Source organism: Streptomyces sp. MS191, assembly GCF_008042125.1.
Taxonomy (GTDB): Bacteria; Actinomycetota; Actinomycetes; order Streptomycetales; family Streptomycetaceae; genus Streptomyces.
The window spans coordinates 77,440-84,828 of sequence record NZ_RDBI01000006.1 but is presented as its reverse complement, the minus strand read 5'-3'; the positions used below and the strand labels follow the sequence as shown (position 1 = coordinate 84,828).

Genomic DNA, 7,389 nt, shown 5'->3' with positions numbered 1-7,389 from the left:
CCCCCCGGGCCTCGCCCCCTTCCGCCTCACCTGCCCCGGCCGCGCCACCCGTGCGCACGGGGCTTCCGCATTTGTGGAACACGTTCTACCGTGGCCGCCGTCGCGCGCACGCTCCAAGGACGCTGCCACGGGAGGCCCCCATGCACCTCGAGTACACGCACGCCCAGCACCGCCTGCGCGCCGAGCTGCGGGCGTACTTCGCCGAGCTGGTCCCGGACAACGTGTACGCCCGCTATGCCGACCCGGCCGCCCAGAAGCGCTTCTACCGCGAGACCATCCGCAGGCTCGGCGCCGACGGCTGGCTCGGCGTCGGCTGGCCCACCGAGTACGGCGGACGCGGACTGAGTCCCATGGAGCAGTTCATCTTCTTCGACGAGGCGGCCCAGGCAGGCGTCCCCCTGCCGCTGATGGCGCTGAACACCGTCGGCCCCACGATCATGCAGTTCGGCACCGACGAGCAGAAGGCCCGCTTCCTGCCGAAGATCCTCTCCGGCGAGATCGACTTCGCCATCGGCTACAGCGAACCCGACGCGGGCACCGACCTCGCCGCCCTCAAGACCCGCGCGGTCAGGGACGGCGACACGTACGTCGTCAACGGGCAGAAGATCTGGACCACCAACGGCGACACGGCCGACTGGGTCTGGCTTGCCGTCCGCACCGATCCGGACGCCCCGCCGCACAAGGGCATCACCATGCTGCTCGTCCCGACGACGGACCCGGGCTACTCCTGCACCCTGATCAACACCCTCGCCTCGCACGACACCACCGCCAGCTACTACGACGACGTCCGCGTCCCGGTCTCGCACCGCGTCGGCGAGGAGAACAAGGGCTGGCGCCTGATCACCAACCAGCTCAACCACGAGCGGGTCACCCTCGCCGCCCACGGCACCATGGCGATCCGCGCCCTGCACGACGTCCGGCAATGGGCGGCCGACACCGAACTCACCGACGGCCGGAGGGTGATCGACGTCCCCTGGGTCCGCCGCCTGCTGGCCCGCACGCACACCCGCCTGGACGCGATGAAGCTCCTCAACTGGCAGATGGTGAACGCCGTCCAGCAGGGCACCCTCACCCCGCAGGACGCCTCCGCCGTCAAGGTCTACGGCTCCGAGGCGCGCCGCGACGCTTACGCCTGGCTCATGGAGGTCGTGGGCTCCGCCGGCGCGCTGAAGGAGGGCTCGGCCGGAGCGGTCCTCCACGGCGAACTGGAACGCGGCTACCGCTCGGCCGTCATCTTCACCTTCGGCGGCGGCAACAACGAGATCCAGCGCGAGATCATCTCCTGGATCGGTCTCGGGATGCCCCGGGTCCGCCGCTGAGGACCGCGCTACGTCCTCACTGCCGGGCCATGTGCATGCGCATCTCGCTGTCCGCGTCGACGATGAGTTCGCCCGAAAGGTCGATGACCACGGTGTGGAGTCCGCCGGTGAACCGGAAGGGCGACCGGTAGTCGGGGGTCACCGGCTGGCCGGGGTTGGCGCCGCAGGTCATCCCGCCGGGGTTGAACATCACGGGCGTGGTCACCGGGAACTCGGCCACCGCGACCAGCCTGCGGTCGACGTACAGCTCGGCACGCCCGGGTGCGCCCTTGCCCGAGGCGAGATCGGGCTTGCCCGTCGGTTCGAACTCGAAGCGCAGTTCGTGCCGGCCCGCGGGTACCGGATCCGTCGAGGACACCGTGTAGAGGGCCCGTGAGACGTAGTTGTGCACGTACGTCAGCAGGCCGTCCTTGATGTAGAAGCTCCACCCGCCGGCCATCGAACCCTGGCTCATCAGCACGCCTTCGGCGCCGTCCGCGGGGATCTCCACGTCGGCGGTGATGCTGTGCGGGCGGTTGAGCACCCTGGGGGCGACGGAGGGCGGCAGGGACTGGGTGCCGGGCCGGAACGTGTAGCTCGTGCGGGGCCTGCTGATCTGCGGACGTTCCGTCGTCATCCGCGCCAGCGCGCTTCCGTCGATCGGCAGCACCCCGTACTTGCCGGCCTCCACGTACCACAGGGAGATCAGCTCGATGGTCTTGGCGCGATGCTCCGACGCGACGTCACGGCTCTCCGCGAAGTCCTCGTCGATGTGGTACAGCTCCCAGGCGTGGGCGTCCAGTTCGGACAGCATCTCCGAACTGATGGGGGTCCCGAACGGCTGCTGCGCCTCGCTGAACGACGGGCCCGGCCAGGGGCATACGGCGCGCCAGCCGTCGTGGTCGATGGCCCGGTGCCCGAGCATCTCGAAGTACTGGGTGCGGTGGAGGGTGGGCGCGGCGGGGTCGTCGAAGGTGTGGGCGAAGCTGACGCCGTGCAGGGGCGACTGGGTGACGCCCTTGATGGTGTCCGGCGGCTCGATCCCGAGGATGTCGAGCACGGTGGGCACCATGTCCACGAGGTGGGCGTACTGGGTGCGCACCTCGCCACGTGCCTTGATGCCGGCAGGCCAGTGGACGAGGAACGGGTCGCTGGCGCCGCCGCGGTAGGTCTCCCTCTTCCAGCGCCGGAACGGCGTGTTGCCCGCCCAGGTCCAGCCCCAGGGGTAGTGGTTGAACGTGGTCGGACCGCCGAGCTCGTCGATCGCCTTCAGGCTCTCCTCGAGCGGTTCGGGAGCGTTGTTGAAGAACTGCGCCTCGTTGGCCGTCCCGGTGACGCCGCCCTCGGCACTCGCCCCGTTGTCGGAGACGACCATGATCAGCGTGTTGTCCAGTTCGCCGATCTCCTGGAGGAAGTCCAGCAACCGTCCGATCTCGTGGTCGGTGTGGGACAGGAACCCGGCGAAGACCTCCATCATCCGCGCGGCGAGACGGCGGGCGTCGGGGGACAGGGACTCCCATTCGGGGACGTCCGGGTCATGGCGTGAGAGAACGGCGTCGGCGGGTACGACACCGAGCCGCTTCTGGTTGGCGAACGTCACCTCGCGGTAGGCGTCCCAGCCGTCGTCGAACTGCCCCCGGTAGCGGTCGGCCCATTCCCGGGGCACGTGGTGCGGCGCGTGGGTGGCCCCGGGACAGAAGTGGAGGAAGAACGGCTTGTCGGGGGCGACCTGCTTGGCGTCGGAGATGAAGAGCTCGGCCTTGTCCGTCAGGTCCGGGGTGAAGTGGTAGCCCTGTTCGGGCGAGGCGGGGGGCTCGACCTGGTGGTTGTCGTACACGAGCTCCGGATACCACTGGTTGGTGTCACCGCCGAGGAAGCCGTAGAACCGCTCGAAACCACGGCCCAGCGGCCAGCGGTTGTAGGGTCCGGCGGGGGACTCCTGGGCCGAGGGCATCAGGTGCCACTTGCCGAGCATGTACGTGTTGTAGCCGTGCTCCAGCAGGATCTCGGACAGGAACCCGTTCTCGAACGGGATGTTGCCGTTGTAGCCCGGGTAGCCGGTGGCCAACTCCGTGATCGCCGCCATGGCGTTGGCATGGTGATTGCGGCCGGTGATGATGCACGAACGCGACGGTGAACACAGAGCCGTGGTGTGCATGTTGTTGTACAGCAGTCCGTTGGCGGCCAGACCGTCGAGGCGGGGCGTCTGCATCGGACTCCCGTAGCAGCCCAGCTGTCCGTAACCCGTGTCGTCGAGCACGATCGTCAGCACGTTGGGCGATCCCGGGACCGCCCCCGGCGGCTCGGGCCACGCCGGGCTGGAGACGTCCGTGGTCCGCCCGATCACTCCGGAGAAGGCGCTCCCCGGCTTGTACTCGTTCACTGGCATCGTGGTCGTCCTCCGTTCCTGCCGACCCACTGGGGGTCCGGCAGACGGGCCGATGTGCGCGGGGGCTCAGAAGCCAGAATTCACGTCGCGCCGAACCGCGTGAGAATGTGCTCGTCCGAGCCCGCGGCCGGCAGGGCAGCCGGTTGCCGGCCTGCCACGCGTGCAGCACGATAATCATGGTAGGTCCGTCAGAAGGCGGCTGCCACTGCGCCTTCCGGGTCATCGGTGAGGGGCGCGGGCGCGAATTCCGCCGCCTTTTCGGTGGCCGAAGGCAGCCGCAGCGGGCGCGGCATCCAGGGATTCGCCGAGTCCGCGCCCTCCCTACAGCCTCCGGCGGTTCCCCGCAATTCCAGCGCGTGTGCCATGACAACCCGCCCGCCGCGATCCGTGCTCCAGGGAAGGACGTACCCGATGGCTCGCCACTGGTACCCGGTCACCGAGACCGGCGACAGCTTCCTCGCGTCCGCGCCCTTCCGGTACGAACACTCCGTGGAGACCAGGGCGCCGGCCGAGCGGATATGGGAAATCCTGACCGGCGAGGAGCTGGTCCACTGGGTGTGGGCCTTCACCGACCTGAAATGGAACTCACCACGTCCGTTCGGCGTCGGGACGGTACGCGAAGTCACCCTGCTCACGTTCCTCACGGCACGGGAACGCTTCTTCCGCTGGGACGAAGGGCGCCGGTACACCTTCAGTGTCTACGAGGCGTCGCGTCCCGGACTCCGGCACGCCGCGGAGGACTGGACCATCGAGCCCACACCCTCCGGCTCACGCCTCACCTGGACGATGGCGATCCGGCCGACCCCCCTGGTCGCCCCGCTGGCATGGGCCTGCGGTCCGGTCATCGGACTGGTCCAGCGCCGTGCCCTGCGTGCCGTCCGCACCCACGCGGAGGCGCGCCCCGCCCTGTGAGCGGCGACACAGCGGCCGGCGGGCCAGGCGCGTACGATCTGCGCCATTCACCCCCCTTCGGTCCGATCGGCGGGCGGGAAAGCCCCGCACCGACGAAGAGGCCGTCGACGGGAGTCGTCCACACCGCGGAGGTCGCATGCTGCGCCCGGCATCCCTGACCGACCCACGCGTGCGCGCGGTGACCGACGCACTCGGCCCGTACGAGTGGCGAAGGCTCACCCCCGAAATGGTCTGCCGCCGCGCGCTCGCCGCGTTCGACGCCCCCGACACGCCGGGCCCGGTACCGGTGCCCCGCCACGACGAGCGGATCGATCTGCTCGTCGGGTCCCTGGCGCGCTGCCGCTGGCGCTCCCTCACGGCCGACGCGGTGAGCCGCCGGATGGTGGCGGTCCTGGACGCGTGGCGCGACGAGAGCCGGTGGCTCGAGATCGAACTGCGCTGGCTGGTGGACGGGGACGGCTGAGGCCCGGATCAGGCGTGCTTCCCGGCGGTTCGGGCATGTTCCGGACGTCGGCCCACACCGGCCGGCGGCCCGGCGTTCCAGGAAGGGAAGTGACATGAGCCAGAACCCCCGGCTCGCACCGGTCGCGACGTTCTGCGGCAAGTGCGACTGCGGATGCCCGCAGCTGTTCGTCGACGCGGACGCGCCCGACGACCGGCGCATCCGGATCACCGACGACTTCGGCCAGCACGTCCAGATGAGCGCGGACCAGTTCGCGGATCTGGTCGCACAGGCACGGGCGGGAAAGCTGGACTCCGTGCTGGCCACCGGCTCCTGAGGGCGTTTCAGCGGCGCCGGCACGCCGCGCGAGGCACCCCCTCGGCGTCCCCGTGACGCCGTACCCGGGACGCCCGGCGCGCCGGCCCGACGCTGCTCCCCGGCCGGGGACGCCTCCGGCCGGGGCTCAGCGAACGACCTCGACCGCCTGCTCCACCGTGACCTGATCGAGGTCCGAGGTACGGACGGTGGCCCGCATCGTCCACGTTCCGGCGACCGGAAGGGTCAGGGTGTCGCTGCTCCAGTGACTGCCCCGGTCGACGAGTTCGGCGTCCAGCGGGCCGATGCCGTCCGCGGCGTGGGTGAAGATGAGACGGACCTCGGGCGCGGAGACGAAGCCGCCGTCGGCGCCGAGGACGACGGCCTCCACCGCGTTCCGGCCCACCCGGCTCGGCTCCAGCGTGATCTGGATCCGGCCGCTCGCCGTGATGCCGGCGCCACCCGTGTCGAAGGGCAGGGCGACCAGGTTCACGTCCGGCCACCCGGGCACCCGGGAGGCCGTCACCGTCTCGCCGTCGGCCCTGCCCGGCTGCGTACCCGTCAGCACGGTCGTGACCACGAGGACCACCACTCCGATCAGCGCCTCCGCCGCCGCGGACCTGCGCAGTCCGCGCCGCCACGCCGCACCTGGGGGGTGTCGCGGACCGGTCTCACCGCAGCCCGGTTCAGCGCGCCCCGCCGCGGCCTCGGGCAGCGGCCCCGGGCCGTCGCCCGCGGCCACCGGCACGGGCTCCTCGACCGGCACCGGTTCCTCGACCGGCTCGGGCACCGATCGCCTGGTCAGGCGCCGGGAGTACGACGCCACCGCCAACATCGCCGCCACCACACCGGCCTTCACCAGGAGGACCCGGCCGTACGGAGTGGCCAGCGCCTCCCAGGAGCCCAGCCCGCGCCAGGACTGGTAGACGCCGCTGACCGCCAGCGCGGCCACGGACCCCAGGGCGAGCCGGGAGAACCGGCCCACGGCTGCGGCGGGGACCGGAGTGTCCAGCGGTGCGCGCGCCAGCGCCACGAACAGCGCGGCCAGTCCGCCCAGCCACACGGACATCGCGAGCAGGTGCACCACGGACGACACCATCGCCACCGGCACCTGGACACCGGCCGAGGCATGGTCGGAGGCCGCCCACGTCCCCGCGAGCCCCGCCGCCAGTACCGCCGCGCCGGACGACTCGCCCCGCCCGGCCCGCCCGGCGCGCACCCGGCGCCTGAGGGCCACGGCCGCCGCCGCCAGCAGGGCCAGGCGGACCAGGAGCGCGCAACCCTGCCGGCTGCTCACCGTGTCCCACAGCAGCCGCGGGTCGAAGGGGCCGGCCGAGCCGCCCCCGCTCTCCCAGGCCGCCCGCGCCACCAGCAGCGCGAGCGTCGATCCCGCGAGCGCCCACCAGCCGGCCGCCAGGAGGCGGCGCACCGCTCGTACGGCCAGGGCGCCGGGCCAGCAGACCAGGCCGAAGACCGCGACCCCGACGAGCAGGGCCAGGCCGGTGTAGGTGACGTGGCGCCCGACGTCCTCGAGCAGGCCTGCGGCGCCGTTCACCTCCGGCTCGGTGGTCGGAGCGGCGCCGTCCCGCGACGGCGCGCCGACGGAGAACACGAAGGCGCCGGAGATGGCGTGGCTGTCGGCCGACGTCGCCCGCCAGGAGACCGTGTACGTACCCTGCCCGAGGCCGTCGGCGAGCCCTATGCGTACGGTCTCCGCCTTGCCGTCCGCGTGGCCGGGGCTGCCCGTGTGCACCGGCCGGCCCTCGGGGTCGAGTACCCGGAGCGCGTTCGCGGACAGCGCGACGGCCTCGCTGAAAGTGACCGTGACGTGGTCCGGCGGCGTGGCCAGTACCGAGTCGCCGCGGGGATCGCTGCCGGTCACCACGGCATGCGCCGCGGCCGGTGCCGCTCCGGCGAGCAGTGCCCCCGCGAGTACGGCCGGCACCAGCAGAACGCCCGCCAGGTACCGCCCCCATCGTGTTGCTCGTTCCACGCCGTGGTCCCCTCGCCCGTACGTTCCGGCGGAGGGGATA

6 protein-coding genes are annotated in these 7,389 nt (G+C 71.7%); 4 read left to right on the top strand and 2 right to left on the bottom strand.

Annotation, left to right across the window (positions count from 1 at the left end):
* Window positions 1–140: 140 nt before the first annotated feature.
* Window positions 141–1,319, top strand: a complete 1,179-nt coding sequence (locus EAO71_RS01480; protein WP_147975933.1) for an acyl-CoA dehydrogenase family protein — start codon at window positions 141–143, stop codon at window positions 1,317–1,319.
* 16 nt (window positions 1,320–1,335) lie between these two features.
* Here EAO71_RS01480 and EAO71_RS01475 read toward each other — a convergent pair whose 3' ends face one another.
* Window positions 1,336–3,687: an arylsulfatase gene (locus tag EAO71_RS01475; RefSeq protein WP_147975932.1), complete on the bottom strand. Its 2,352-nt coding sequence runs from the start codon at window positions 3,685–3,687 to the stop codon at window positions 1,336–1,338.
* Window positions 3,688–4,098: 411 nt separating this feature from the next.
* Here EAO71_RS01475 and EAO71_RS01470 point away from each other — a divergent pair, with 411 nt between their 5' ends.
* From EAO71_RS01470 to EAO71_RS01460, 3 genes are all read left to right on the top strand, one after another.
* On the top strand, window positions 4,099–4,599 hold the full coding sequence (locus EAO71_RS01470) for an SRPBCC family protein (protein WP_187282514.1): 501 nt from the start codon (window positions 4,099–4,101) through the stop codon (window positions 4,597–4,599).
* Between the two features lie 136 nt (window positions 4,600–4,735).
* On the top strand, window positions 4,736–5,062 hold the full coding sequence (locus EAO71_RS01465) for a hypothetical protein (RefSeq protein WP_147975930.1): 327 nt from the start codon (window positions 4,736–4,738) through the stop codon (window positions 5,060–5,062).
* Window positions 5,063–5,156: 94 nt separating this feature from the next.
* On the top strand, window positions 5,157–5,378 hold the full coding sequence (locus tag EAO71_RS01460; protein ID WP_147975929.1) for a hypothetical protein: 222 nt from the start codon (window positions 5,157–5,159) through the stop codon (window positions 5,376–5,378).
* Window positions 5,379–5,504: 126 nt separating this feature from the next.
* Here the strand turns inward: EAO71_RS01460 and EAO71_RS01455 are convergent, their stop codons facing one another.
* Entirely contained in the window at window positions 5,505–7,349 is a 1,845-nt protein-coding gene (locus EAO71_RS01455) for a copper resistance CopC/CopD family protein (RefSeq protein WP_261991933.1), read from the bottom strand.
* Window positions 7,350–7,389: the final 40 nt, after the last annotated feature.